This window comes from Bacillus sp. SD127, from assembly GCF_058566445.1.
Genome location: NZ_CP191226.1, coordinates 3,239,205 through 3,265,588 on the forward strand (window position 1 = coordinate 3,239,205; position 26,384 = coordinate 3,265,588).

Annotated in this window: 26 protein-coding genes; 12 read left to right on the forward strand and 14 right to left on the reverse strand. The window is 43.9% G+C overall.

Translation table 11 applies throughout. The features are described 5' to 3' along the window. Positions 1-12 precede the first annotated feature (12 nt). The 3 genes from ACQVGS_RS16930 to ACQVGS_RS16940 form a co-directional block, all read right to left on the reverse strand. Complete coding sequence (locus ACQVGS_RS16930; protein WP_491831836.1) at positions 13-738, reverse strand: NAD-dependent protein deacylase; 726 nt, start codon at positions 736-738, stop codon at positions 13-15. 96 nt (positions 739-834) lie between these two features. Further along, positions 835-1,950 carry a mechanosensitive ion channel family protein gene (locus tag ACQVGS_RS16935; protein ID WP_283912867.1) on the reverse strand — a complete coding sequence of 372 codons (1,116 nt, stop codon included), beginning with the start codon at positions 1,948-1,950 and terminating at the stop codon, positions 835-837. 150 nt (positions 1,951-2,100) lie between these two features. Continuing rightward, a complete protein-coding gene (locus ACQVGS_RS16940) occupies positions 2,101-2,208 on the reverse strand; it encodes a YhdX family protein (protein WP_024120747.1) in 108 nt (35 codons plus the stop codon). Positions 2,209-2,442: 234 nt separating this feature from the next. On the opposite strand from ACQVGS_RS16940, the gene ACQVGS_RS16945 reads away from it, so the two are divergent. Genes ACQVGS_RS16945 through crcB form a run of 3 tightly spaced genes read left to right on the forward strand, consistent with a single transcriptional unit; the run spans position 2,443 to position 3,909 of the window. After that, positions 2,443-3,168, forward strand: coding sequence for a glycerophosphodiester phosphodiesterase (locus tag ACQVGS_RS16945; protein ID WP_491830311.1), 726 nt, complete (start codon positions 2,443-2,445; stop codon positions 3,166-3,168). Next, the gene (locus ACQVGS_RS16950) at positions 3,161-3,553 is read left to right on the forward strand and encodes a fluoride efflux transporter FluC (RefSeq protein ID WP_106021544.1); all 393 of its coding nucleotides are present in this window, start codon (positions 3,161-3,163) and stop codon (positions 3,551-3,553) included. Before ACQVGS_RS16945 ends, ACQVGS_RS16950 begins: the two co-directional genes overlap by 8 nt. Continuing rightward, the gene (crcB, locus tag ACQVGS_RS16955) at positions 3,553-3,909 is read left to right on the forward strand and encodes a fluoride efflux transporter CrcB (RefSeq protein WP_024120744.1); all 357 of its coding nucleotides are present in this window, start codon (positions 3,553-3,555) and stop codon (positions 3,907-3,909) included. The genes ACQVGS_RS16950 and crcB overlap by 1 nt, the downstream gene beginning before the upstream one ends. Positions 3,910-3,922: 13 nt before the next feature. Here crcB and ACQVGS_RS16960 read toward each other — a convergent pair whose 3' ends face one another. Next, positions 3,923-5,308, reverse strand: a complete 1,386-nt coding sequence (locus ACQVGS_RS16960; RefSeq protein ID WP_101863766.1) for a hemolysin family protein — start codon at positions 5,306-5,308, stop codon at positions 3,923-3,925. A gap of 671 nt (positions 5,309-5,979) precedes the next feature. Continuing rightward, positions 5,980-7,161: a pyridoxal phosphate-dependent aminotransferase gene (locus tag ACQVGS_RS16965; protein ID WP_485859431.1), complete on the reverse strand. Its 1,182-nt coding sequence runs from the start codon at positions 7,159-7,161 to the stop codon at positions 5,980-5,982. A gap of 157 nt (positions 7,162-7,318) precedes the next feature. Here ACQVGS_RS16965 and cueR point away from each other — a divergent pair, with 157 nt between their 5' ends. The 3 genes from cueR (at position 7,319) to ACQVGS_RS16980 (ending at position 10,220) form a co-directional block, all read left to right on the forward strand. Then, entirely contained in the window at positions 7,319-7,750 is a 432-nt protein-coding gene (gene cueR / locus ACQVGS_RS16970; protein ID WP_024120741.1) for a Cu(I)-responsive transcriptional regulator, read from the forward strand. 58 nt (positions 7,751-7,808) lie between these two features. Further along, the gene (locus tag ACQVGS_RS16975; protein ID WP_024120740.1) at positions 7,809-9,143 is read left to right on the forward strand and encodes a hemolysin family protein; all 1,335 of its coding nucleotides are present in this window, start codon (positions 7,809-7,811) and stop codon (positions 9,141-9,143) included. A gap of 177 nt (positions 9,144-9,320) precedes the next feature. Continuing rightward, positions 9,321-10,220: an NAD-dependent epimerase/dehydratase family protein gene (locus ACQVGS_RS16980; RefSeq protein WP_101860894.1), complete on the forward strand. Its 900-nt coding sequence runs from the start codon at positions 9,321-9,323 to the stop codon at positions 10,218-10,220. A gap of 24 nt (positions 10,221-10,244) precedes the next feature. On the opposite strand, the gene ACQVGS_RS16985 is transcribed toward ACQVGS_RS16980, so the two are convergent. The 3 genes from ACQVGS_RS16985 to ACQVGS_RS16995 all read right to left on the reverse strand — a co-directional run bounded on the left by ACQVGS_RS16985 (position 10,245) and on the right by ACQVGS_RS16995 (position 13,204). After that, entirely contained in the window at positions 10,245-11,372 is a 1,128-nt protein-coding gene (locus ACQVGS_RS16985; RefSeq protein ID WP_188323649.1) for an NAD(P)/FAD-dependent oxidoreductase, read from the reverse strand. 101 nt (positions 11,373-11,473) lie between these two features. Next, positions 11,474-12,073 carry a 1-acylglycerol-3-phosphate O-acyltransferase gene (locus ACQVGS_RS16990; protein WP_024120737.1) on the reverse strand — a complete coding sequence of 200 codons (600 nt, stop codon included), beginning with the start codon at positions 12,071-12,073 and terminating at the stop codon, positions 11,474-11,476. 135 nt (positions 12,074-12,208) lie between these two features. Continuing rightward, a complete protein-coding gene (locus tag ACQVGS_RS16995) occupies positions 12,209-13,204 on the reverse strand; it encodes an aldo/keto reductase (protein WP_106022489.1) in 996 nt (331 codons plus the stop codon). Positions 13,205-13,400: 196 nt separating this feature from the next. Here ACQVGS_RS16995 and sigM point away from each other — a divergent pair, with 196 nt between their 5' ends. The 3 genes from sigM to ACQVGS_RS17010 are packed head-to-tail and all read left to right on the forward strand — an operon-like array spanning position 13,401 to position 15,236. Then, positions 13,401-13,892, forward strand: a complete 492-nt coding sequence (gene sigM / locus ACQVGS_RS17000; protein WP_024120735.1) for an RNA polymerase sigma factor SigM — start codon at positions 13,401-13,403, stop codon at positions 13,890-13,892. After that, complete coding sequence (locus ACQVGS_RS17005; protein WP_095713735.1) at positions 13,882-14,958, forward strand: anti-sigma factor; 1,077 nt, start codon at positions 13,882-13,884, stop codon at positions 14,956-14,958. The genes sigM and ACQVGS_RS17005 overlap by 11 nt, the downstream gene beginning before the upstream one ends. Then, positions 14,946-15,236 (forward strand): hypothetical protein, encoded by a 291-nt coding sequence (locus ACQVGS_RS17010; RefSeq protein ID WP_024120733.1) that lies wholly within the window; start codon positions 14,946-14,948, stop codon positions 15,234-15,236. Before ACQVGS_RS17005 ends, ACQVGS_RS17010 begins: the two co-directional genes overlap by 13 nt. A 32-nt stretch (positions 15,237-15,268) precedes the next feature. On the opposite strand, the gene ACQVGS_RS17015 is transcribed toward ACQVGS_RS17010, so the two are convergent. After that, complete coding sequence (locus ACQVGS_RS17015; RefSeq protein WP_106021548.1) at positions 15,269-15,697, reverse strand: GNAT family N-acetyltransferase; 429 nt, start codon at positions 15,695-15,697, stop codon at positions 15,269-15,271. A gap of 109 nt (positions 15,698-15,806) precedes the next feature. Here ACQVGS_RS17015 and pdxR point away from each other — a divergent pair, with 109 nt between their 5' ends. Then, complete coding sequence (pdxR, locus tag ACQVGS_RS17020) at positions 15,807-17,213, forward strand: MocR-like pyridoxine biosynthesis transcription factor PdxR (RefSeq protein WP_127695588.1); 1,407 nt, start codon at positions 15,807-15,809, stop codon at positions 17,211-17,213. A 37-nt stretch (positions 17,214-17,250) separates the two neighbouring features. Here pdxR and ACQVGS_RS17025 read toward each other — a convergent pair whose 3' ends face one another. The 4 genes from ACQVGS_RS17025 to citA form a co-directional block, all read right to left on the reverse strand. Continuing rightward, complete coding sequence (locus ACQVGS_RS17025) at positions 17,251-18,606, reverse strand: sodium-dependent transporter (RefSeq protein ID WP_188323647.1); 1,356 nt, start codon at positions 18,604-18,606, stop codon at positions 17,251-17,253. 117 nt (positions 18,607-18,723) lie between these two features. After that, on the reverse strand, positions 18,724-20,121 hold the full coding sequence (bcaP, locus tag ACQVGS_RS17030) for a branched-chain amino acid transporter BcaP (RefSeq protein ID WP_101860899.1): 1,398 nt from the start codon (positions 20,119-20,121) through the stop codon (positions 18,724-18,726). 248 nt (positions 20,122-20,369) lie between these two features. Then, complete coding sequence (locus ACQVGS_RS17035; protein ID WP_024120728.1) at positions 20,370-21,239, reverse strand: SDR family oxidoreductase; 870 nt, start codon at positions 21,237-21,239, stop codon at positions 20,370-20,372. 72 nt (positions 21,240-21,311) lie between these two features. Then, positions 21,312-22,412: a citrate synthase CitA gene (citA, locus tag ACQVGS_RS17040; protein ID WP_024120727.1), complete on the reverse strand. Its 1,101-nt coding sequence runs from the start codon at positions 22,410-22,412 to the stop codon at positions 21,312-21,314. A 108-nt stretch (positions 22,413-22,520) separates the two neighbouring features. On the opposite strand from citA, the gene citR reads away from it, so the two are divergent. Next, entirely contained in the window at positions 22,521-23,396 is an 876-nt protein-coding gene (gene citR, locus ACQVGS_RS17045; protein WP_024120726.1) for a transcriptional regulator CitR, read from the forward strand. A 69-nt stretch (positions 23,397-23,465) separates the two neighbouring features. On the opposite strand, the gene lytE is transcribed toward citR, so the two are convergent. After that, positions 23,466-24,467: a peptidoglycan endopeptidase LytE gene (gene lytE / locus ACQVGS_RS17050; RefSeq protein ID WP_024120725.1), complete on the reverse strand. Its 1,002-nt coding sequence runs from the start codon at positions 24,465-24,467 to the stop codon at positions 23,466-23,468. Positions 24,468-25,005: 538 nt separating this feature from the next. Between lytE and phoA the strand changes: the two genes are divergently transcribed. Beyond that, complete coding sequence (phoA, locus tag ACQVGS_RS17055; RefSeq protein ID WP_188323646.1) at positions 25,006-26,382, forward strand: alkaline phosphatase PhoA; 1,377 nt, start codon at positions 25,006-25,008, stop codon at positions 26,380-26,382. Positions 26,383-26,384 lie beyond the last annotated feature (2 nt).

The window sequence follows — 26,384 nt, forward strand, 5'->3', positions numbered from 1 at the left end:
TTATCTGCGCCCTCACTTTTTTATGCCCAAGCTCCGGGCAAACTCTCCGATTTTTTGATGGATGACGAAATCAAACAAACTGTCGCAGTACGTCGGCTCCAGGTTAATAATGGCTTTTTTTATGCCTGGAATCCGGCTTGCATCCTCAGGCACAAATCTCGCGGGAGCAACCTCAAGAGACGTGCCGATCACCAATAATAGGTCGGCTTTATCCAGCTTTTCATAAAGCGTGTCAAAATGCAAAACGGCATCACCAAACAGAACGACATCGGTTTTTAATACCGTTCCGCACACCTCACCGTCATTTCCGAACGCTGTACACTCCGGCACATCATGCTTCAGTAAATGAGGGAGATCATATCGGGCGCCGCATGAGAGACAGCTCGCTGTTTGGATAGAGCCATGCAACTCGTATACATGTCTGCTTCCGGCTTTTCTATGAAGGCCGTCAATGTTTTGTGTGAATATATCCACCTGCTTCCCTTGTTTCTCCAGTTCTGCCAAAAGCAAATGCCCTTCATTCGGTTCATAGCTCCCGCTCATTTTCATTTGAAACAATTCTTTGAACTTAGGCCAAAACAGACGCGGATAGCTTAAAAAATAATCAAGGCTCATCGCCTCCATCCTTGAGGCATCCTCAGTCCAGATGCCGCCGGCTGAGCGAAAATCGGGTATGCCTGATTCTGTGCTCATTCCCGCTCCGGTCAGCACGACAATTCGCTGCGCTTCATTCAGCATGTTTCTGAATGCTTCCAATTCAACACCGCCTTACAGTCTTTTTTCTTATTTTACCATGAAAAAGACCCCGCCTCTTTGAGACGAAGTCTTTCTTTTTTAAGCCCGTTCCTTTTCCCCTTTATTGAGATTTACTTGAAACGGATCGTGCTGGTGCTTCTGGTTGACATACACCATTTGTCCGGGATAAGCAAATTCAACCCCTTCAGCGCCGAGGATTTCAATAATTTTATAGTTGATATCCTCTCTGACATGAAGGTTCTCCGCCCAAACCGTTGTTTTTGTATAGAAGTTGAAAAATAAATTGTAATAGCTGTCAGCAAACGTATCAAAATTGACCATGATTGTATCATTATCGACGCCTTCATGTTCAAGCAGCATCTTTCTGAGCGAACGAATGCAGCGTTCCAAATTCTCAATCGGCGTTGCGTAGGATACATGAATGGAAAACGTAATCTGGCGCTTGGTCATTCTCGTCCAGTTCGTGATGGCTTCCATCGACAGCGTGGAATTCGGCACCGTTACAAGCGCACCCTGCGCTGTTCTGAATCTTGTGCTTCTGAAGGTAATATCCTCCACTGATCCGGTCACTGTCGCCGTCTCCACCCAATCACCGATCGTAAACGGCTTTTCAGTGATAATGATGATTCCGCCAAAGAAGTTGCTGATCGTGTCTTTCGCTGCTAGCGCAAAAGCCAATCCGCCAAGCCCAAGGCCCGCCACAAACCCATTGACGTCATAATTAAATTCCTGCGCGATCACGCTCACACTGAGCGCTATAATGACAAAACGGAGCAGCTTAGACAAAAATGGCGCCAGAATATCATCCATATCCAGTTCGAAGCGCTGATTCACTTTATGAAAAATAAAAGATGATGTAGCGGTCAAATTACAAAGCCCCCAGCTCAACAGCGCCACAATCAGCGAGCGGTATATTTTGCTGATCAGCGGCATCTGTGCATCTAAAAACGGTGAATAGCGAATCGCTAAAAACAGCCCTAAGGCAACAAAAAACCATCTGGCAGGCTTATCGAATGCCACAACCACCTGTTTAAAAATTTCGGTTTTCGGTTTGTTTGTTATATTAAAAAGCAAATTAAAGAAATATCTTGTAAACAGTTTTCTTAGTATAAGAAACAACAGCAAAATTGCCAAACTGATGCCGGTTTGTATGATTTTATCTAGCGTGAAATATTGCTGCAGATGATCTAGCATGGCAGTCTCCCCTCTATCCCAATCGAATGTTTATTATACTAAAATATTCGGCAGAATGCTTCCCTAAATGTCTTTATAAAACACAAAACCCCGGCGGAGCGCCGGGGCAATTTCTCATTTTAACCATTCAGCCAGATTCAATAGGGACAGTCACTTACTTTTTTTCGTTTGTGTCTGATCAAGGAGAGTTGCTTTTTGCATTTCAACATCCGTTTCGGCTTTAATTCTTTCCTCCACTCTGATTCTCCCTTTTCCCATGATCTCGCCTCCTTTTTTGCTATTATAAAATAACAGAATATTTTGTGAACATGTCGAAAGCACTATTTTTCTGCCGAAATATGCTCGGATACGGTGAGTGTTCTTGTTTCAGTTATACGTTGTTTTCAGCTTGGACTATTCAAATATGACAGAAAAAAATTCACAAGTTGGTATCGCGGTGCATATATGGATTTGATACAATAACAGAAATGCCCATATGAGGAGCTGACAAGCTTGTACACCATTGCCCACCGCGGAGCATCCGGCTACGCTCCCGAAAATACAATTGCTGCATTTGATCTCGCGGCAGAAATGAATGCAGATATGATTGAGCTGGATGTCCAGCTAACAAAAGATAGGCAGATTGTCGTTATACACGATGACAGAGTGGACCGGACAACAAACGGTTCAGGCTTTGTTAAGGATTTTACGCTGAAGGAGCTGCAGGCACTCGATGCAGGAAGCTGGTACGGCCCCGCTTTTCAAGGAGAAAAAATCCCGACTCTGGAGGACGTGCTCAAGCGCTACCATAAAAAAATCGGACTTTTAATTGAACTAAAAGGCCATCCTTCGCAAATCGGGATTGAAGAAGAAGTGGGACAGCTGTTAGGACAATTTTCTTTTTCTATTAACAATATTGTTCAATCCTTTGGGTTCCGCTCCATCCAAAGGTTCTGCGAACTTTATCCATCGATTCCGACAGCCGTTATTACAAGGCCGAATTTTGGCATGCTGTCCAGAAATCAGCTGAAAGCCTGCAAATCTTTCGCAAATTATGTCAACATCAAATACACACGTCTCAATCGTCTCATGATCGCTTCCGCCCATAAAAACGGATTAAAAGTGTTTGCATGGACAGTAAGGCATCAGAAAACAGCAGCCAAATTGCAGGCCATGGGCGTGGACGGTATTGTCACAGACTACCCGGACTACGTATTAAAGGATGGAAAACATGAATAGATATAGTGCAGTTTTTATCGGAGGCGCCCTTGGCGCTTGTCTCCGATACGGATTGAACATCGGCATAAACAATGACATATTTCCGGCTGCAACTTGGCTGGAGAACGCGGCAGGCAGCCTTCTACTAGGCGTTCTGACCGGTTTTTTTATGATTAGGGCGAAACGGCCTTTGCTATCGGCTTTTTTAGGCACCGGTTTTTGCGGAGGCTTTACAACCATGTCAACATTTTCTAAAGAAACGGTCATGCTGTTGCAATCCCATTCGTCATTAGCTGTTTTGTATATGGTGTCCTCATTCATATCCGGAATCGTACTTGCCCTCTTTGGCGTTTTGGCAGGACGGCAAATAGCCCGATCTCAAATAGGAAGGGGGCGGAAGCAATGATGACACTAGCTGGTATTTTCGCAGCGGGAGGACTCGGTGCTGTGCTGCGTTTTTGGCTCGGCAATGTCATAACATCTAAAACCGAAAGCCTTCGTTTTCCAGTCGGTATTTTGACCGTTAATATACTGGGTGCCCTCGGTCTTGGTCTTTTTACAGGGCTTCACGTGACAAATTCATCTGCAGCACTCATCATCGGCACCGGCTTTTTTGGCGCCTTTACCACTTTTTCCACTTTCAGCGTTGAAAGTGTTCAGCTCTTGCTGGCGAAGCGTGTAAAGGAAAGCATCCTATACATCGGCTTAACGCTTTGCGGGTCCCTCTTGGCGTTTTGGTGCGGCTGGACGCTGCTGACATAAAAAAACCTTGAGCTTATTTCTCGCTCAAGGTTGCACTGTTCAGCATGACCGGCTCGGGCATCGGCAGCGTATGGTGGGCCGTAACCCCGGTTGTCTTGCTGATTTCTTCTTTTATATCTATTTGCTTAATCAGACGGCCATCCATCTTCAGCACCTTTATTGTATATGATCCGATGCGAATGGATTCACCAGCCTCAATATCAATGTTTTCTTTCAATATCAGCCCGCCGATAGTGTCCACGTCTTCTTGAATCGATGCGCCAAGAAGGCTGTTCACCTGATCCATGCGAACCTTTCCATCCATAATATAATGGCGGTCGCCAAGCTTTTGGATCAGCGGCTGTTCGTCTTCATCAAATTCATCTCTGATCTCGCCGACAATTTCTTCAAGAATGTCCTCTGTCGTGACAAGTCCCGAGGTTCCGCCGTATTCATCCGACAAAATCGCCATATGAATGCGTTCACGCTGCATTTTAATCAGCAGATCATGAACCGGAATTGTTTCAATGACTTCAATCACTGGCCGCACATACGGATGGATTGTCATTTTCATTCTTTCCTCTTCTGTCATAAACAGCAAATCAGAAAACAAATGCTTCGTATTGACCAAACCGATTACACTGTCTTTGTCCCCATCTGTGACAGGCCAGCGGGTGTATTTTTCTTTCAGCATAACCTCCAGCATCTCGGCCATTGTCATATCTGTTGATACAGCGGCCATTTCCTTCCGCGGTATCATAATTTCTTTGGCAATGCGGTTATCAAATTCAAAAATCTTATTCACATATTTATATTCAGACGGATTAATCTCTCCGTTTTTTAAACTCTCAGACAACAGCATTCTGAGTTCTTCTTCAGAATGAGAACCCTCATGTTCTGACGCCGGCTTTAAACCAAACATGCCGCATAAAAGCCGCGCCGATCCATTCAGGATCCAAATAAACGGAAACAGGAGCAAATAGAATAGTCGCAGCGGACCCGCTATCAGCAAGGTTAGCTGTTCAGCCTTTTGAATCGCGACCGTTTTCGGGGCCAGTTCACCTACAACAACATGCAGAAATGTAATCAAGCCGTACGCGACCGCAAAAGAGACTGCATGAGAAACCGATTCCGGCAGGCCGAGCGGTTCAAACAATGGGTGCAGCAGCCGTTCAAATGCCGGCTCCCCCAGCACGCCGAGTCCAATCGATGTCACTGTAATGCCCAGCTGGGATGCAGATAAATATTCATCCAAATCTGTAATGACACGCTTTGCGAGTATCGCCCGTTTGTTTCCTTCTGTTATAAGCTGATCAATTTTGGATCTCCTTACTCTAACAATCGCAAACTCACTTGCGACGAAAAATGCAGTTAAAGCAATGAGCACACCAATTAAAATCAGACTGTCAATATCGTCCATTTAACCTTATCCCCTCATTAAAGGATAAGGAGTCACCTCCTGATATAATCATTTTTCCTTAACATTGAGGTACGCGGTGTATTGTTGCCTAAGCAGAGGGCCCCATCATACCACCTCCAAGTCAAAGTTTGATTATAAATTGTATATTTTATTGTAACACAACTCATTCCAAAAATGATTTTTAATTTTTAGACTTTTATCACGGGACAAACTATTGATTCATCCGGCCAGCAGGTTCTCGATATCTGTGTATAGCCTTTCAATCTCTGACTCTGCACCTGTAAAGATGCTAAAGGCTATTGGCAAGACGCTGTTCGCTGAAATATCAGACATTGATCTGTTTTTCAAGCTGAAGCTCGTATACTGATTCAAAGGCGTGCATAGGATGAAGCTCGTTTAAGACGGAACAATTGGTGACCGTTAGATCATTTGAATGCTTAAAAGATGCGTCTGTCACGCAGCGCAGGCAAGGGCCAGTAATTGGCTTATCCAGTATGCGTTATAAATGGTTTTTCCTTCATTTGGCGGGCTCTGCTGTTATGATTGAATTTGGCGGTTTATCTAAGGGAGAGATAAAATCAGGAATTGAAAAACAGGACAAAGCTTGGGGCATACGACAAATAAAAAAGATAACAGCCTCAAATAGCTGTTATCTTTTTGTCTGAGATGGCCTATGAAAAATCTTTATATAAGGCAATAAAGATGTCGCGTGATTTTTTGATCTGCTCCAGCGGCACACTGAAGGATAAACGGAAGTGCCCTTTCATCCCAAAACCGCTGCTCGGTACAATTAACAATTTATACTTTTGCGCTGCATGCACACAAAATGCGACTTCATCTTCAATTGGCGACTTCGGAAAAACGAAGAAACCGCCTTTTGGCATTTCAAATTCAAAACCGGCTTCCTTTAAAATATCAACCATGAGATCCCTGCGCTCTTTATAAGCGCTTGCGTCTATTCTTAAATCATCCATTCTCGCCACAGCCCGCTGCATCATGACAGGCGCATTTACAAATCCAAGCGTTCGATTGCAGTACACAAAAGCGTTTATCAAAAGGTCAGCATCCGGCATGCTGCTGTCTAAGCCGATATAACCGAGCCGCTCCCCTGCTATGCCGAGGTCTTTACTGAATGAGCTCGCCAAAATGACACGGTGATACGATTGAAACGGATTTGCCAGTTCTTCATCATAAATCAGCTGACTGTACGGTTCATCAAACAGCACATAGATGGTTTGGCCGTTTGTCTCTTCGATCTCTTTTAACAGAGCGCCTAGATCATCTATATTTTTCTGGCTGAGTACGGTTCCCGTCGGGTTATGCGGTGTATTCAGAATGAGACCCTTCGTCTGCGGGGTGATCGCCTGCCTGACCGCTTCAATGTCAATCTCGAACCGGGCTGTCAGCGGGCAGCTGACAGCCTTCCCGCCATAGTTCTCAATATACAATTTATATTCTGCAAAATAAGGAGCGAGAATCATGACCTCTTCTCCCGGATTTAATATACTTTTTAACGCCACATTCAATGCGCCGCCCGCACCTACTGTCATGACAACGCGCTCAGCTGAAAACTCGGCAGCAAAGCGGCCTGCCAGAAATTGCGCGACTTTTTCTCTAGCTTCAGGAAGGCCCTGATTTTGTATGTATCCGTGGTTTCCTTTTTCAGCTTCTTCTATTAATGCTCTCGTAAAGGCTTCAGGCGGTTCAACTACCGGGTTGCCGATTGAAAAATCAAACACCTGGTCATTCCCGAACTCTTTCTTCAGTCTCGCTCCTTCATCGAACAGCTTTCGAATCCACGATCCTTTATTAAGGTTCTCTTCAATTTCCCGCGATAAACCAGCCAATCTCATCTGTCCCTTCTGCACATATAAATTGAACATTCTATCTATCTATGTTACTTCAATCAGAATTCGGATGCCACAATTTCCATATCCGGCATCTCAAAAAAACAATAAACTTGTGTAAGGCACCCTTCATATATTAAACTATTCTCATAACTATAACGTGATGGTTGGGAGGGATTTAGATGGGGCTGAGACTTATCGTATCAGTGAACTAGCGGCACTTGCCGGAGTAACGAAACGAACAGTTGATTATTATACGAATCTTGGTCTGCTGACGCCGGCCAGATCCTGTTCAAATTATCGTTACTACGATGAAAACGCACTTAAACGACTCATATTTATTGTAGATTGCAAGCAGCAGAGATTGGCCCTGTCCGATATTAAAGATCGACTGGAGAACCAGTTTCCCTCTTCAGCCATAGATCATGATGAAATTGGAAATCTGGCATCTGAAATTGATTATATGAATCAAAACATCTCCGGAATCTTGCATCGGTTTGAACGGCTGGAGCCTGAGGAGCGTGACAAGCTAAAAAGCAAACTTACACCCGAAAAGCTCGCCGTGTTCCAATCATTTATGCTGCTGTTAAGTTAAAACCATTTTACTAACAGGAGGTGTTACCTTCATTCTCATTGTAGAGTGAAGGTTCTAATTGGACATAGTGAATTTGATTTTAGTCGCTGTTTTAATCGCCCTGACGGCGTTTTTCGTAGCATCTGAGTTTGCCATTATCAGAATCAGAGGCTCACGGATTGATCAGCTGATCGCGGAAGGAAATAAAGCAGCAATTGCCGCAAAAAGAGTGACCACGCATCTTGATGAGTATCTATCTGCGTGTCAGCTTGGAATTACATTGACTTCCATTGGATTAGGGGTTTTAGGGGAATCAACGATTGAAAGGCTTGTTCATCCGCTTTTCGTACAATTGGACGTACCAAGTTCCCTTTCACATATCATATCGTTTATTTTGGCGTATGCCATTATCACGTTCCTGCACGTTGTTGTCGGAGAACTTGCACCTAAGACAGTTGCCATCCAAAAGGCGGAAGCAGTGTCTATGCTGTTTGCGAAACCGCTGATTTGGTTTTACCGCATCATGTTCCCGTTCATCTGGCTTTTGAACAATTCCGCACGGTTATTGACAAAAGCTTTTGGCCTGGAGACCGTATCAGAAAACGAACTGGCTCACTCTGAAGAAGAGCTAAGAATCATTCTGTCGGAAAGCTATAAAAGCGGTGAAATTAACCAGTCAGAGTTTAAATATGTGAATAAAATCTTTGAATTTGACGACAGGCTCGCGAAAGAAATTATGATCCCGCGGACCGAGATTGTCAGCCTTCCGCATGACATTAAGATTTCTGAAATGATGGAAATCATTCAAATTGAAAAATATACCCGCTACCCAGTAGAAGAGGGCGATAAAGATAATATTATCGGGGTTATTAATATTAAAGAAGTGCTGACCGCCTGCATCAGCGGCGAGGTTTCTGTTGATTCCACCATCTCTCAATTTGTGAATCCGATCATTCATGTGATTGAATCTGCGCCGATCCATGATTTGCTTGTCAAAATGCAAAAAGAAAGAGTCCACATGGCAATCCTGTCAGATGAATACGGCGGAACTGCCGGACTGGTGACCGTAGAGGACATTATTGAAGAAATCGTTGGCGAAATCCGCGATGAGTTTGATATTGATGAAATCAGCGAAATCCGCAAGATCGGCGAAGGCCATTACATGCTGGACGGTAAAGTCTTGATCGACCAAGTGAACGACCTGCTCGGCATTCATTTAGAGAATGAAGAAGTCGATACGATCGGCGGCTGGTTCCTTACTCAGAAATACGATGTTGAAAAGAACGATTCAATTATCGAAGAAGGCTGTGAATTTATTATTAATGAAATTGACGGCCACCACGTCGCTTATATTGAAGTGAAAAAGCTCGCAGCAGAAGAGCTGATAGAAGTTGGAGAGTCGAAAGAAGCATAATTTGAAAAAGACACCCTTTATTGGGGTGTCTTTTTTTATTCTGGTCCGTTTTTGACGTGATCATACCTCTCTTCTGAAAACTGCTGCTAATAAATCGGTCATCCGCGGGAACTCTAAAAAGGTGCAACTGCGAGAAAAACGAACATCTCTGCATTATTATCGAAAAGGAGCGAAAACATGAAAGTTGTCGTAACTGGAGCAGCAGGTAAAATCGGACGCTGGGCTGTAAGAACAATATTAGAGGCCGGCCATGATGTGACAGCATCAGACAGAGTATTAAAAGAAGAATCCGCATCGAAAAAATTTATTCAAGCTGATTTACGGGATTACGGTCAGGTATGTCAGCTAATTATGGGCTGTGACGCTGTGATTCACCTTGGGAATATCCCTACAGATGTCAGGAATACATCACAGGCGATATTTGAAAATAATATGCTTGTTAATTTTAATATCCTGGAAGCCTGTAAAGATTTTAAAATCCGTAAGCTTGTGTGGGCTTCAAGTGAAACAGTGCTGGGATATCCATTTGTGCCGGACGAGCTCAGTTACCTTCCCGTAGACGAGGAGCATCCAACGATCGTAAAGTCATCTTATGCGATGGCAAAACGGCTGACCGAAATCCTCTCAGATATGTATTCAAAGCTGATCAATACACAAATTGTCACTCTCCGCTTTGCGAATATATATGAGCCTGATGAGTACGAAAAAATCCCAGGCATGCACTGGAACGAGCAGCAAAAGGATATTCAAAAGAAAAACGCATGGGCGTATTGTGATGTCAGGGATGCTGCACATGCTTGCCTTCTAGCACTCGAAAAAAACAATCTCGGAAATGACGTCTTCCATATTACTGCACCCGATACCATCATGAAAGAGCCGAGTGAAGACTTAGTAAAACGATTTTTCCCCGATGTATCTTTAAAGAGAGATATAAAAGGATATGAAACGCTGATGGCAATCGATAAAGCCAAAAAGGTCCTTGGCTATGAACCGCGTTATACATGGCGTTCTGTATTAAATAATGACGGCTCTCTTAAAGCACTGCCAGAGGATCAGCTATCATTATCAAAAATATAAACATCACAAAAAAGCAGCAGGCGATCACCGGACTCCTGCTGCTTTTTTTATATCATAATCATCTAAATTGATATCCAAATCCATTTTGAGGGCCATCTTCGCCAACTGCTCCCCCATATAGGGGCCCATTGTTAAACCAGACGATCCAAGGCCGTTTGCCACTATGATCCCATTCCAGCCGGGAAGAGATCCGATCACCGGCACATCTCCTGGTGTAAAGGGGCGTAAGCCGACTCTTGCCTCTTGAAAGGTGCTGTTCGCTAAGCCGGGAGCCATTTCTAATCCTTTGCTCAGAAGTTCCTGCAACCCGCCGGCCGTTACCCGCACATCACGTCCGCCTATCTCATCTTCACGTGTCGCACCGATGGCTATTCTATTGTCATGATAAGCTAAAAGATATTCTTTGGAAGGCGGCATCACTGCAGGCCAGCTGTCGATATGATTTACATTCGGCACCTGCACATACACAATTTGCGCTTTTTGCACACTTACTTTGAAGTGAATTCCCAAAGGCGCTAACAATTGGTCTGCCCAAACGCCGGCACAAACAATAACCTCGTCAGAAGAATAGATTTCATTACCGACAGTTACGCCTGTGACACGATTCGAATGATGTCGAAGCGCAGCATCACCTTTTAAAATGACTGCGCCGTTTCTTTGAGCAGATCTCAATAATGTATCTCGCAGCACTTCTCCATCCACGCGGGCGGCTCCGCTTATATGAACAGAATGGTACCGTTCAGTCAGCAGAGGAAACAAATCAGCGGTTTGGTTTTCATGAAGAAAGGTAATCTCACCAATTTCGGCGGCAGCTTGTTTACGCTCCCGCACACGTTTTTCGATCTTTTCTATCTTTTCTTTATCGTGATGAATACTGAGAGCACCGACTTGAGCATAACCAATGTCCGTCTCGCCTTCTTTTCTAAGTTCTTCTATGAACCGAGGATAAAAGCGCGCTCCGTCCTTTGCCAGCCGATACCAAGCCTGATCACGGCGAGGAGACAGCCATGGACAGATAATGCCTTTCGCTGCATGGGTGGCCTGGCCCTTATCTTTCCGATCTATAACAAGAACCTCTGCACCCATTTTGGCTAGCTGATATGCTGTTGATGCTCCCAAAATTCCAGCCCCGACTATTATCATTTTTTTCATGATCCGTAACCTTTCCCAATGATCAATACCTCATTTAGTATAGCTAATGGCCCAGGAAATTATAAACAATCGGGAAATGGATGAATGCAATGACTGATGAATTAAAGTTGTTCCAGCTTCTTTTCAAGCTCTTTAATGCTGTTATTCAAAGCCTCTGTCATAGCCGCCAGCCTTTCCTTAGACGGAAGGTGGGCAAAATCGGCCTGCTGCAAAGGTTTACCGATAATCAGCTTCATTTTTCCTTTTTTGAACAACGCCTTTCCGCTTGAAGGTCCTTTATAAGCGGCCGGAACAAGGGGCGCTTTCCCCATTTGCGCAATTGTCACTGCGCCTCTTTTTAAAGGCACATCCTCAGAGGTTCTTGTTCCGCTTGGGAAGATTCCGACAATTTCTCCTTCTTTCAGCAGCTTAATCGGCGTTTTAATGCTGCTTGGGCCGGGATTTTCCCGATCTACCGGAAAGGCATGAATTTTCTTCAGAAACGAACCGATCCATTTATTTTGAAAAAGCTCTTTTTTCGCCATGTAGTGTATTTGATAAGGAAGAATCCCGACTCCGAGTGTGATCACATCAACCCAGCCAGAGTGTGTACACGCGATGACAAAACCTGAATCGGCCGGAAGGTTTTCTTTGTTATACACCTTCACTCCTCCGCGAAGAGAAAGAATAACTTTTAAAGCATTTGCACAAAACTTATACATATCGCACTTCCTTTGTCGTAATCAATGATTCTTTCTGTTACTTATTATAACAACATTTTTTATTACCTGGTACTAATTTTTAAGATTTCTCTTTTCTTAACGTCAAAAAGCTGAGGAATCATCCTCAGCTTTTTGTTATATGCCCTCTCTTGTCGGAGGCGCCATAAATTCCGGTCCGACCGGGTTTGATATCGTATGTTCCAATATGGTATTGATGTCTTTTTTATCTTCACTGCTCAGCGTCCAGCCGGTAATTTCTGAAACCGCTTCTATTTGCTCAGGTTTTCTAGCCCCCCAAAGGGCGATCCCAGCTCCCGGCTGGTCTAAAATCCATCTGACGGCCAGATGAATCACTGATTTTCCATACCGTGTCTTCGCCAGCTCATCTAATTGATTGACAGCAGAAAGATACTCTTTAAATCTTGGCTTCTGGAATTTCGGATCGTGATTTCGGAGATCGTCTCCCTCAAACGATTGATCTTCTGTCATTTTTCCTGTTAACAGCCCTCTGCATAAACTGCCGTACAATAGTGTTGTCATCTGTTTGTCTTTCGCATACGGGAGCACATTCTCTTCAATTTCCCTTTCAAACAGATTGTAAGGAGGCTGGATTGTATGAAGCGGAGCAACAGCCCTAAATGTATCCATTTGTTCAACCGAAAAATTACTGACGCCGATCGCGCGGATTTTCCCGGCATCATATAATTCCTTCATCACTTCTGCTGTTTCCTCTATCGGGACAAGCGGATCAGGCCAGTGCACCTGATATAGATCGATATAATCCGTCTGAAGACGTTGCAGGGAATCTTCGACCTCCTGTATAATTCTCGCTCTGTTAGCATGGCGGAACAGCTGATTGTTTTTCCAATCCAGCGCCGTTTTAGTGGCAAGAACAACCTGATCTCTTGCCCCATGCTGCTTGATCGCCTTCCCGACAATTTCTTCGGACTGTCCGAAGCCATACGCCGGCGCGGTGTCAATCAGTGTGATCCCCTTATCAAGAGCGGCGCGGATGGTTTCGATCGATGTTTTTTCATCAGTGCCTCCCCACATGGTGCCGCCGATCGCCCATGTGCCGAGTCCAATTCGTGAGGCTTTTATTCCTGTGTCTGAGATACTGGTGTATTCCATTGTGCCACTCCTTCACTTTTTCACTATGGTTTCCCTGATGGAAAAAATGTTAAACATTTCTCACCACTATCTTTCAGGGCAAATTTTAGGTACTATAGAGTAATGGTGTTTGATTACGTATTAAAAAGCCGTTTGCATGTAATGTGCAACTTTAAACCTTTCTTATGCGTGTATAACATAGAGGGGAGAAAAGGCAGTGACGATCGATGAAATTTACCAAATGTACATGAATGATGTTTACAGGTTCCTGCTCTCCATGACAAAAGACAAGCATCTTGCCGAAGACTTGCTGCAGGAAACCTTTATGCGGGCATACATACACATTCACTCCTATGATCACAGCAAAGTAAAGCCCTGGCTTTTTCAAGTGGCGCGGAACGCCTTCATTGATTACGTCAGAAAGCATAAGAAAGAAGTAACCATTTCTGATGATTTGATTGGAAGTCTCTTTCAAACTGCTGTTCAGAGCCCTGCCCATCAGGTAGAGATAAAGGAAGTGCTGACTGGTTATATGTCCGAGCTCCCCGATAACTATCGGGAGGCGTTAACACTATATTATTTAAAAGAATTAAATTACAAAGAAGCATCCCATATTATGAATATTTCAGAGGCGAATTTTAAAAGTGTTTTGTTTCGTGCCAGACAGCGGCTGAAAGCACTTTATAATAGAGGTGTTAATGATGAATGAAGAATTTAAAAAGCGTTTTGATCAATATAAAAACGGTGAAATGAGCGATCAGGAAATGACCGCGTTTGAAGAGGAACTTGAGAAGCTCGAAGTGTATCAGGAAATGATTGATAGTGAGCTGCCAGACGATCATGATTGGGATGTCGACATCAGTCCTGAAAAACAAAAAGCCATTCTGGCCTACGGCAAACGGAAGTCTTATTTGCGTATTTCCGCGCTTGCCGTCATTTCGACATTAATGATTTTGCCGCTATGTACGCTGGGAAGCTACCTCTATTACGGAATGGGAGGAAAACACAGCACCGGCAATGAATTTATGGAAACTGCCGCAGTCACTGTAGCCCTGACTATGCCAAATGTTCTTGTCGATACTTCTGGACTGAAGAGCCAGGTGAAGCTGTTTGGCATGAATACAGAATTCCCGCTGCAAAAACAGATTGGCACAAAAACGGCCGCCGTGGGGAATGAACGGGTGGAAATGTTTTATGACAGAGTGAAAGCGCCGGTCGTCAACTACTATGACTTAGAAATCCATAAAGCCGGCCATTACTTTACACACCCATCAAGCGGATCTGAACAAACAACCGCAAAAGCAGAAAAAACATTAAAAACTTTGCCTGAAGGGACTGTTTCCGAGGTCTACCTTTCTTATGACCGGGCATATCCGACAAAAGAAGTGTATCAAAAATTCAGCGGCTATGATGTAAGCTTTTTGTGGAACGCAGTTGAAACAGAGAACAATACAAAGGATACCCCTTACGCAGAGCCGCTTGGCTACCCAGGGAAAGATTCAAAGTTCCTGACTGCGCTTAATACAAAAGGCAAGTCAAACGGCGACCAATTTATCGATGCTTTAACTTACATATCGAAGCACGAGAAATGGGCGCAGGTCATCTCAAAACGAAAAGATTTAAAAGTGGACTCCCGCTTGGATTATGTAGAGAAAAATGGTGTTAATGTATACGGCTCAGTCGTTACAGGACCGACCAAGGAAATACAGCGCATGCTGAAAAACAAATCAGTAAAATCAGCAAATGTCGGCGAGGTGGAATTATGGAATTGGTAAGAATTTTTAAAGAACATAATGTATTTGGCTGGATATCTGTCGGGACAGCAATTCTGTCTTTGCTCTTGCTTAATTTGGCGATTATCAGCAATGTGACCTCTTATTCTTATCAAATGCTGCCGTTTGCCATGGCCGCCGTTCCGTTTGGCGTTATCGAGCTTTTCATCAAAAGAGGACGCACGGGTCCCGGCCTGCTCGGCGTTGTACTTAATCTCTTTGTGATTATCTGTGTGTATACCATCGTATCAGTGGATACCAACTTACAGTTTGGCTTTTAGCAGAAAAGACGCCTGAAACGGCGTCTTTTTTATTACAGCTGTTTTCTGAATAAATAACTTTCAATCGCAAATCCCATTTTATCCGTATAAAATCTGTGGGCGTCTTTGCGCTGAAGGCCTGATGAAAGACTGACAAGAGGATAGCCCGCATCTTTCGCCCAGTTTGCCGCATAATCCAAAAGAAGTTTGCCGTACCCTTTAGATCTATGAGACCCGCTTGTGACAAGATCCGCTATCCATACGTACTCTCCTTTATGAAGCGAGACCCTTGGCAGTGCGCCGCACAGCGCCCTAATCGCTTTATCCTCATATAAGGCAAACAGCATATACGACTCTTTTTGGACACAGCGTTCCAGCCTATGTAAATACGTCTTTTCATCCAGCTCTGTTCTTAATTCGTGCATCACCGGATATGCTTCCATCCATTCTTCTCTAGTCGTTAATTGTTTGATATGAAGCATCTTATCAATCCCCTCTCCATTCGTTACAATGATGATATCCGATTTATGGCATTCACCAAATAGCCAAAACCTGAAAAAATGACCATGCCAGATGCAAAGGAGAGATAAAATGGATATCACGCCGTTTCTGGACAAAACAAGCAAAACACCGCTGTATGAACAGCTTTACACCTATTTCAAACAAGAAATGACACATGCCAGAATCACCAAGGGAATGAGGCTTCCGTCAAAACGCAGGCTCTCCGGCTTGCTCGGTGTCAGCACGGCAACGGTAGAACGCGCCTACGAGCAATTAACCGCTGAAGGATATGTCAAAAATAAGCCTAAAATCGGCTGGTTTGCGGCAGAAATTGAACCTGAGTTTCCGGCTGCTCCAGTATCATATCAACCGCCTCCTCAATCGGTCACTCATAAAGAAATAGAACCTGTTATTAACTTTCATCAAGGAAATGTCGATCCGGTCCACTTTCCCTTTAACGCTTGGCGAAAAAGCATAGTGAAAAGTCTCGATCTGTATTCTGAACAATTTCACACCTCAGGCGATCCTCAAGGAGAACCTGCACTCAGAGAAATGATAGCCCGATTTGTCAGACTGTCACGCGGTGTCAATTGTGACCCCAGCCAGATTATTATCGGAGCAGGCACTACTGTCCTTCTGCAAATTCTTTGCCTTACGCTTCAGCCGGGAACAAAAATCGGTTTTGAAGAACCGGGATTTCACCGTTCAAGACGAATGTTTGAGGCCAATCACATGAACGTGATTCCCATTTGCACTGATGAAGAAGGAGTCCTGCCGGCTATCCTTACACACGAGAGCCCGCATCTTGTCTATACGACTCCCTCGCATCAATTCCCGCTCGGGAGCATAATGACGATCGCCCGAAGACAGGAACTGTTATCTTGGGCAAAAGAGGCAAACTCATTTATTATTGAGGATGATTATGATGGAGAATTTCGCTACAGCGGGCAGCCCATTCCATCTCTGCAAGGCCTTGACCCGAATGGCAGGGTCATTTATCTCGGCACTTTTTCAAAATCATTGCTCCCTTCCTTGCGGATCAGCTATATGATTCTTCCTGCTGCACTTATTGAACCCGTAAGAAAAAATGCGCTTTTGATGAAACAGACCGTCTCTTCTCATAATCAATTGGCATTGGCAGATTTCATTGAAAACGGCGAATGGCAAAAGCATTTGAACAGGATGAGATCCTTGTATCGAAAAAAACATGCTGTTCTGCTGGAAGCGATTCGAACTGAACTGGGAGACAGTGTGGAGGTTCTCGGAAAAAACTCGGGGCTTCACATCCTGCTCCGGCTTATGTTTTCAGCCAGTGAGGATAAAGCAATAAAAGCCGCTGCCAAAAACAGAGTGAATGTCTATCCGGTATCTCCATCGTACAAAAGCCAGCCGCCGTTTGTTTCTGTCTTAATCGGTTATGGAGGGCTTTCTGAAGAGGACATCCGGCTCGGTATCAAAAAGCTGAAAACCGCATGGGAGCCGCTGATGAAATCATAAAAAACAAAAAAACAGGCCCCCAGCGGAGCCTGTTTTTCTAAAAGGATATAATCCCGATTAAATTTAAGAACACAATAATAATAGCCAGCGGCACAACGAAACGAAGCAAATAAAACCATATATAAAAGAATGCTTTTCCGGGATGCGATCCTTGTCTCATTTCTGCCCACAGCTCCTGTTTCGATATTTTCAGCGGAATGAAAATAGAAATTAACAGGGCGCCTAATGGCAGCAGAACATTGCTGACAGTAAAATCGACAACGTCAAAAAACGTCTTATCAAATATGTGCACATCGCTCAGCATGCCATAAGATAAGCAAGATGGGATACCGACTAAGAAGATTAAAAACCCGCTTGTCCATGACAGTTTTTTCCTCTTCGTTTCATCGCCTTTGCCGATAATGGCTACAATTATTTCCACCATTGAAAAGGCAGAGGTCAGTGCGGCAAATAAAAATGCGACTAGAAAGCCGATGAAAAACAGGATGCCGAACGGAAGCTGTTCAAAAACGGCCGGAAGCACTGTAAACAGCAAAGTCGGACCTTCATTCGGCTCCAATCCGAAGGAGAAAACCGCAGGAAAAATAGCCAGGCCTGCCAAAAGTGTCACAATGATATTCATGACGACAATGGAGGCTGCAGAACGCGGGATATTTTGCGTTTTCGGCAGATAGGAGCTGTAAGTCACCATGACCGAAACCCCCAGTGTTAACGTAAAGAAAGCCTGTCCCAGCGCAAATAAAACAGACTCCGGCGTCAAATCGCCGAAATGAGGCACAAGCAAAAATTTCACGCCTTCAATCGCATGATCCAGCGTGAGCGACCGAAGAACAAGCAGGACAAACAATATAAACAAAATCGGCATCATCACCGCGCTTACCCGTTCAATCCCTTTTTGAACCCCTCTGGCGACAACCAGCACAGTCAGCACCATAAAGATAAGCTGAGCCGCGAGCGTCTGCACGGGATTTTGAATAACAGAACCAAAAAGTGCACCGTACTGTTCCTGGGTGAGTCCTGACAGTGAACCTGATGCTGTTTTCACTATATATAGTAAAATCCATCCTCCGATAACACTGTAAAACGATAAAACTAAGAAACAAGCCGCTACGCCGACCCAACCTGTGAGAAACCAAGCTGTTCGCGGCGCTTCTTTTTTATATGCATCAATGGCATTCGTTTGGTTCCGTCTTCCAAAGATAAATTCTCCCACTAAAAGCGGATAGCCCAAGAGAATGGTAAATAGCACAAAAATAAGGAAAAAGGCGCCTCCTCCATTCGTCCCCGCTACATAAGGGAACTTCCAAATCGCGCCTAAGCCGATAGCTGATCCAGCGGCAGCCATGACGAAACCGATTTTTGAAGCCCATTGGACTGGTTTTTGCTCAGACAATGATGTCACTTCCTTTCCAGCCTATATTATCTCTTATTTTTATGCTTATTTCTATATATTCATTTGATGAGAATAGAAAAAAGAGCGGCCAGTGTAAGCCGCTCTCTTCTTTGAGAGTTATTGATTTAATTTTGAATGCTTTCTTGAATATAAGAAATAGATCGCCATGCCAATTAACAGCCACACAAGGAAGCGGACAATCGTTACCCATCCAAGATTAAAAATTAAGAACAGGCAGAAAAGAATTGCTAAGCCCGGGATAACCGGAACCCCCGGACATTTAAAAGCTCTCGGGAGATCAGGCTGTTTCTTTCTCAATACGATAACCGCCACAGAAATCAGCACAAACGCTGACAGCGTACCGATGTTTACCAGCTTGGCAAGCTCATCAAGCGGAACAAGTGAACCGAGAAGCGCCGACATAATGCCGAAAAACCAAGTCGCAACATAAGGTGTTTTATGCTTCGGATGAACCTTAGAAAGCGAGCCCGGAACCAGGCCGTCACGAGACATAGCAAACATAACGCGTGTCTGTCCATAAAGCATCACAAGCATAACCGTTGTCATTCCCAAAACCGCGCCGATATCGATAATGCCTGCCACCCAGTTTTGCCCCGCGCTTTGAAGAACGAGAGAAACCGGATGATCGACGCCTGCAAACTGGGCAAACGGAACAACCCCTGTCATGATGGCTGATACAGTAACATATAAAATCGTACAAGCCAATAATGAGAAAATAATTCCTTTCGGCAGATCCTTCCCAGGGTTTTTCGTCTCTTCCGCAGCAGAGGATACAGCGTCAAATCCGATAAAAGCAAAGAAAACGAGCGCCGCTGCGCTGAAAACGCCGCCAAAGCCCATTGGCATAAACGGCTGCCAGTTATCCGGCTTCACGTAAACAGCTGCTACCGCAATAAATAAGAGAACGACCAGCACTTTTAAAATCACCATAATGTTGTTGACTCTTTTAGATTCTCTGATGCCTAAATAAAGCAAATACGTAATCGCAAGAACAATGACAAACGCAGGCAGATTAAAAATGGTAAATGTTCCTTTTACAGCCCCCGGAGCAGCCGTTAAGGCAACCGGAAGATGAATGCCCAGCCCGGACAAAAATGATTGAAAATACCCGGACCACCCGACTGAAACGGCACTTACCGCCAGCATATACTCTAAAATTAAATCCCACCCGATAATGAAGGCCAAAAGTTCTCCCATTGTAGCATAAGTAAATGTGTACACGGAACCTGAGACAGGCACACTTGAAGCAAATTCAGCATAAGACAATGCAGCGAATAAACAAGCCAGCGCTGCGACAACAAATGAAATGGTCAGTCCGGGTCCGGCAGTTACCGCCCCTGTCCCCGTCAGTACAAAAATCCCAGTACCAATAATGGCCCCAATCCCAAGCAATGTTAAGTCAAACGCCCCTAATTCTCTTTTTAAGGATTTTTCTCCATTTGTTGCAGCGATTAAATCTTGTATGCTTTTCTTCCTAAATACGCTTCCTTTCATTCCCCTTCAACTCCTAGCTGATGTTTTCTTTATATTTTATTTGAATTTTCTGAATTCATGAGCGGTAATGGCCGTTTTTCTTTTTTTCTACTATATTTGTACTGGTGATGAATCATTCCTTTCTCCTACTCAATATTATATATAAAAATCTGAAAATGAAAACTAAATTTTTAAAAAATTCGACAAATTTCTGCGGTAACATATTTTCATGCACAAAAAAACCAGCAAATCTGCTGGTTTTTTGTACATTATGTTGAAATAAAACGGCCGCCATTTACATGAATCGTCTGTCCCGTCATATAGGAAGATTCGTCAGATGCGAGCAAGACGTACGCCCCCGCATGCTCAACCGGCTGTCCCGGTCTGCCCATCGGTGTATCAAGTCCATGCTGTTTCACTTTTTCTTCCGGGAATGTCGCCGGAATCAGCGGTGTCCAAATCGGACCGGGCGCCACCGCATTCACTCTGATGCCTTTGTCCGCAAGAGATTTGCTCATTGATCGTGTAAAGGAGACAATTGCCCCCTTTGTACTGGAATAATCAATTAATGCGGTATCCCCCTCATAAGCGGTAATCGAGGTCGTATTAATGATTGCGCTCCCTTCTTTCAAATGAGGCAAAGCTTTCTTTGTCATATGAAACATTGAAAAAATGTTCGTGCGGAAGGTTTTTTCAAGCTGTTCTGTTGAAATATCAAGAATACTGTCCTGCGGGTGCTGTTCAGCTGCGTTGTTAACCAAAATATCCAGCTTCCCAAAATGGTCTACGGTTTGCTGTACAGCCTGTTCACAATGCTTCTCATCTCCGACGTCACCCGGAATCAGCAGGCAGCGGACGTTTTCCTGTTCAATCTGTTTTCGCGTTTCCTCCGCGTCAGAATGTTCGTCCAGATAAAGAATGGAGACGTCCGCCCCTTCTTTTGCGTACGCGATTGCTGCCGCTCTCCCGATTCCGCTGTCGCCTCCTGTAATGATCGCGACTTTTCCTTTCAGTTTTCCGCTTCCTTTATAATCACGGTCCTCTGATAAAGGAAGAGGATTCATTTCGGACTCAATACCCGGCTGCCGGTCCTGCCGCTGCGGTTCTTGTCCTTCTGTTTGTCTGTCCATTGGGTTCATATTGATCACTCCTAGACATGATAATACTGATCGTTTACCACATCACAGCAGCGAATAAACCGCAAAATATGTTTATAAAAGTACTTCTTCAGGAATAGCCCCTGTATATTTAGCTGACGGGCGGAAAATCATGTTGTTTTCTGCTTGTTCCAGCACGTGTGCGCACCAGCCTACCATTCGGCTTGCGGAAAACGTCGGTGTAAACAATTCATCATCAAAATCAATCGCCTTCATGACAGCAGCTGCATAAAATTCAACGTTTGTGTACAGCTTGCGGCCCGGTTTGTAGATGTCCAGCAAACGAATCGCTTCTGCCTCTACATGCAGCGCCAGATCCAAATCACGGTCATCGCCTGCAACCTCTTCAGCTTTCTGTCTCAAAGCTTCTGCCCGCGGATCTTTCGTCTTATACACGCGGTGCCCAAATCCCATCAGGCGTTCTCCTTTTTCAAGTTTTGCTGTCAAATACGCTGCAGCATTCGCTTTTTCTCCAATGTCTTCAAGCATTTTCGTCACAGCAGATGGAGCCCCTCCATGAAGCGGGCCTTTCATCGTGCCAAGCGCCGCGGTAATGGCCGATACCAAATCACTCTCTGTAGACAAAGTGACCCGTGCCGAGAAAGTTGATGCGTTCATGCCGTGCTCCATGGCCAGAATCATATATGTTTCAAGCGCTTTCTTTTTTGCTTCTGAAGGCTGTTCACCTGTGAGCATATAATAATAGTTTTCGACATGTCCGTACTGGGAAGATGGCTCAATGGCTTGCTCGCCGCGCACCCAGCGTTTTCTGTAAGCGATAATGGACGGCGTGATGGCAATCAGCCGAATCGCTTCTTCTATTTTTGGATAAAACGTGTACGTATTTTCCCCTAATGCTGAAACAACCGTTCTCAGTACCGACATGTCGTCCATGTTGTTTGGCAGCGACTGAATCAAACGCCCGATGCGGTCAGGCAGATTTCGCTCCGCAATCAGCTTTTTTTCAAATGTCTGTAATTCATCTGATGCCGGCAGTTTTCCAAATAAAATCAAGTAAGCGGCTTCTTCAAAGCTGTGATGCAGCGCGATGTCTTTTGCATGATGCCCTCTGTAGATAAGGCGACCTTTTTCGCCGTCAATATGGCTGATTGATGTGTCCACACATGTAATTCCCTTTAATCCGTAATGTACCATTTGTATTCCCCCTATCCTTTTCTGTTATTATAGTAAATATAATATTTAAAAAATATTGAATATTTTAAAGGGTATTAATTAAAAATCTTAATCAGAGGGAGAATGGAAATGGATTTCAAATGGCTTCACACCTTTGTGACCGCAGCGAAATATGAAAACTTCAGAAAAACAGCAGAAACGCTTTTTTTATCTCAGCCCACTGTAACCGTTCATATCAAGCAATTAGAAAAAGAAATCAGCTGCAAGCTGTTCGAGCGAAAAGGCAGGCAGATTCAGTTAACCGATGAAGGCAGGGCTTATTTGCCGTTCGCACTGAGGCTGCTTGATGACTATGAAAACAGCATGGCAGAGCTCCACAGAGTGAGACAAGGCTACTCTCAAACCTTACAGCTCGCGGTTTCGCCGCTTATTGCCGATACCGTGCTTCCATCTGTTATGAAACGATACACTTCAATGAATACCGAAACAGAAATTGCAGTGAAAATTTTTGAATCGGCAGAAATCTCGTCTCTGATTAAAGCCGGCGAGGCGGATATCGGACTGAGCTGTTTAAAAGTCCAGTCTTCTTCTTTAACATGCCACTGTTTATATAAGGACCCTGTCGTCCTCGTTGCGCCTCCTGATCAGCGTTTCACATCAGACGAAGAAATTGATGCCAAAGAGGTGCTTGAGCAATACCTGCTTTTGACCCACAATCATCCTGACTACTGGGACGACTTACTCCGTCAAGTCAGAGTGACTTTTCCATTTGTGAGAACAATGAAAGTCACACAAACCCATATAACGAAACGGTTTATAAAAGAAGGACTTGGCGTTTCATTCCTCCCCTTATCTACAGTAAAGCGCGAATTAGAGGAAAAACAGATGATCAGAATTCCTTACCATTCTGTGCAGCTGCCTTATGCCGGTGCTTATGCGATCGCCCTTTATGAAAATAAGAAGGAAAAAAAGTTTTTGGACTTTTTATCACATTTTCATTTTTAGATGTAACCAAAACGAAGATGCTCCGTCTAATGAAAAAAACCCGTTCTATGAACGGGTTACTTCGTAAAATTAGAATCTTTTCGCACCGAGGTAGCGAGGCTTCCAGTAGCTGTTGTTCAGGCTGCTGATTTGTACACCGTCAGATCCTGCATGAACGAAACTGTTGTTTCCAATGTAAATCCCCATGTGAGAAGGGCCGGATTTATATGTTGTAAAGAATACGAAATCACCGACAGACGGGCTGGCAATGCTCTTCATGGAACTCCAGTATCCCGCAGTGCTCGTTCTTGCCACACTTGTTTGTTTGTTTAATACGTACCAAATGAATCCGCTGCAGTCAAAACCGGAAGTTGTTGTTCCGCCCCATTTGTACGGCGTTCCAGTTAGCGCTTTTGCATCAGAAACCAGTTTGCTTACGTTAAGTGATGTAGATGATACTTTGCTGCTTGAACTAGATGAAGGCTTAGAGGAAGTGACAGGTTTTGAACTTGTTCCTTTCACCTTCAATACTTGTCCGACATAGATTAAATCTGATTTTAAGCCGTTGAGACTCTTTATTTTGCTAACCGTTGTGCCGTATTTTTTCGCGATTTTAGATAGACTGTCGCCGCTTACTACTTTGTATGTAGAAGTTGCAGACGTAGACACGCTTGATGAGCCGGAGCTGCTTGAACTGCTTGAGCCCTTCACTTTCAGAACTTGTCCGATACGCAGAAGATCTGATTTTAAGCCGTTCAGTTTTTTCAGTTCATTGATCGTCATGCCGTATTTTTTCGAAATCTTCCAAAGACTGTCGCCGCTCACTACTTTGTATGTAGAAGAAGATGAACTGCTTTTTGAACCTGATGCTGCCGATTTACCGTTAATAGATAAAGTCTGTCCTGCGTAAATAATATCGGAATGAAGCTTGTTTTCTGATTTAATTTTACTTATTGTGGTGCCGTATTTTTTTGAAAGATCCCATAACGTGTCGCCTTTTTTCACCTTGACGCTTTGTGCAGATGCCGCTCCTGCAAATAAGGTCGATCCTAAAACTACTGCTGTTGTAGCTGTAATGATTTGCTTTTTCATGTTTTCCTCCCTAAATATGTATATCTATTATTATCTCTTTTTTTAATTAATCATCTTGTTTTCTATTATAAGGATGGATTCCCAACAGAAATAGTCTTGACTTCACGTGACAAATTTCTTAATTATTCGTTTTCAAAAAAAGTTTTTAAGGGTATTAAATATTTCATTTTCATTTCAAAGGTGACAAAAAACGAGTGCTTTTGTCATGTTTTTTGGGCGGTTTATCAACATTTAGGAAATAATTGAAGAAGGTTTTGGGGATTTATGACATAGCGAAAGAATGTGGAACTTATAGGTTTCGATAAAAACTGCGGGCATCCGCAGTTTTTTTATTTAAACAACCATATCACGCATAAACCATGAGGTAAAGATTTTTCCGGAAAAATGAATGCTTTGATGAAAGAAAGGCAAGATAACGGACACAGACAATTTATATTCATCACAATCCTTTACCTAATGTTTACAGGATCAACAGCCGCACTTAACAAACATTCCCTATCGTAATAAGCAGAACAAATTAAAGGAGGCCTGCAAAAAAATGAGTCTGTTTCAAAAAATGAAATCAAAATTGCTGCCAGTCGCAGCTGTTTCCGTGCTTACAGCCGGTATATTCGCCGGTGCAGAGCTGCAGCAGACCGAAAAAGCAAGCGCCAAAAAACAAAACAAAGATGAGATCAGAAATGTCATTGTGATGATTGGGGACGGCATGGGAGCATCATACATAAACGCCTACCGTTCCATGAAAAATAACGGTGAAACACCGAACAACCCGAAGTTAACTGAATTTGACCGGAACCTGACAGGCATGATGATGACGCACCCGGATGACCCTGACTATAATATTACAGATTCAGCAGCCGCCGGAACAGCATTGGCGACAGGCGTTAAGACATATAACAATGCAATTGGCGTCGATAAAAACGGAAAAAAAGTAAAATCAATACTCGAAGAAGCCAAGCAGCAAGGCAAGTCAACAGGGCTTGTCGCAACTTCTGAAATTAACCACGCCACACCCGCATCATACGGCGCTCACAATGAATCGCGGAAAAATATGAACCAAATCGCCAACAGCTATATAGATGATAAAATAAAAGGCAAACAAAAAATTGACGTTTTGCTTGGCGGCGGAAAATCCTACTTTACCCGCAAGGACAGAAATTTAACGAAAGAATTTAAACAAGCGGGCTACAGCTATGTGACAACAAAACAAGCGCTGAAGAAAAATAAAGATCAGCAGGTGCTCGGGCTTTTTGCAGACGGTGGGCTTGATAAAGCGCTCGACCGCGACAGCAAAACCCCATCCCTGAAAGATATGACTGTTTCAGCAATTGACCGGCTGAATCAAAATAAAAAAGGGTTTTTCTTGATGGTTGAAGGCAGCCAAATTGACTGGGCCGCTCACGACAATGATACTGTCGGAGCCATGAGCGAGGTTAAGGATTTTGAACAGGCCTATAAAGCAGCTATTGAATTTGCGAAAAAAGATAAACATACGCTTGTGATTGCAGCTGCTGATCATACAACAGGCGGATTTACCATCGGTGCAAACGGCGAAAAAAATTGGCATGCGGAGCCGATTTTGGCCGCGAAAAAAACACCTGAGTTTATGGCCAAAAAAATCAGCGAAGGCAAACCGGTCAAAGATGTGCTCGCCCGCTATACAGATCTGGATTTCACACGTGAAGAAATGAAAAGTATTGAAGCCGCTTCACAGGCTGACAAAAGCAAAGGCGCCTACAAAGCCATCATCAAGATTTTCAACACCCGCTCTAACAGCGGCTGGACCAGTACCGATCACACCGGTGAAGAAGTACCGGTATACGCGTACGGCCCCGGAAAAGAGAAATTCAGCGGACTGATCAACAATACCGACCAGGCAAAAATCATATTTAACATTTTGAAAACAGGAAAATAAAA